Here is a 905-nt window from a genome sequence, read left to right on the forward strand (position 1 = left end):
GGCCCATACAAAGCGGGTGACGAGAATCGAACTCGCGACAACAGCTTGGAAGGCTGTGGTTTTACCACTAAACTACACCCGCAAATTGTATGAGTAAAGCAATGGCGCGGGACGGAATCGAACCGCCGACACATGGAGCTTCAATCCATTGCTCTACCGACTGAGCTACCGAGCCATAAACGGTCCGTACGAGACTCGAACTCGTGATCTCCTCCGTGACAGGGAGGCGTCCTAACCAACTAGACCAACGAACCAATGATTGCGGGAGCTGGATTTGAACCAACGACCTTCGGGTTATGAGCCCGACGAGCTACCAGACTGCTCCATCCCGCGATAATAGAAAAAGGAGGATGAGAGATTCGAACTCTCGCGTGGTTTTACCCACCTGACGGTTTTCAAGACCGTTCCCTTCAGCCAGACTTGGGTAATCCTCCATATCGCTTCTTACAGACAACGTCCACTGAAATGGACCTTGTAGGACTCGAACCTACGACCGAACGGTTATGAGCCGTTTGCTCTAACCAACTGAGCTAAAGGTCCAGTCCAAGTCCAAATCGCGGCAGGGGGGATCGAACCCTCGACCTCTCGGGTATGAACCGAACGCTCTAGCCAGCTGAGCTACACCGCGAAATGTTAAATAAACTATATTATATTTATTTAATCGGGAAGACAGGATTCGAACCTGCGACCCCCTGGTCCCAAACCAGGTGCTCTACCAAGCTGAGCTACTTCCCGTTAAAATGCACCCAGTAGGAGTCGAACCTACAACCTTCTGATTCGTAGTCAGACACTCTATCCAGTTGCGCTATGGGTGCAAAATGTGTTACTTACTTAATACCTTTCGGTATTAAGCGGAAGACGGGATTCGAACCCGCGACCCCCACCATGGCAAGGTGATGTTCTAC

General features: G+C 50.8%; 9 tRNA genes. All 9 read right to left on the minus strand.

The annotated features are described in order from the left end of the window. Positions 1–11: 11 nt before the first annotated feature. Positions 12–82, minus strand: a tRNA-Gly gene (locus FD37_RS12225). Positions 83–102: 20 nt separating this feature from the next. After that, positions 103–175: transfer RNA gene (locus FD37_RS12230), tRNA-Phe, on the minus strand. Positions 176–180: 5 nt separating this feature from the next. Next, positions 181–254: transfer RNA gene (locus tag FD37_RS12235), tRNA-Asp, on the minus strand. A gap of 5 nt (positions 255–259) precedes the next feature. Then, positions 260–333 (minus strand) — tRNA-Met (locus FD37_RS12240). A gap of 11 nt (positions 334–344) precedes the next feature. Beyond that, a tRNA-Ser gene (locus tag FD37_RS12245) sits at positions 345–434 on the minus strand. Positions 435–466: 32 nt separating this feature from the next. Further along, positions 467–540: transfer RNA gene (locus tag FD37_RS12250), tRNA-Ile, on the minus strand. 14 nt (positions 541–554) lie between these two features. Beyond that, positions 555–628 (minus strand) — tRNA-Met (locus FD37_RS12255). A gap of 33 nt (positions 629–661) precedes the next feature. Next, a tRNA-Pro gene (locus FD37_RS12260) sits at positions 662–735 on the minus strand. 6 nt (positions 736–741) lie between these two features. Further along, positions 742–815, minus strand: a tRNA-Arg gene (locus tag FD37_RS12265). Positions 816–905: the final 90 nt, after the last annotated feature.

The organism is Levilactobacillus spicheri DSM 15429 (assembly GCF_001435095.1).
GTDB lineage: Bacteria > Bacillota > Bacilli > Lactobacillales > Lactobacillaceae > Levilactobacillus > Levilactobacillus spicheri.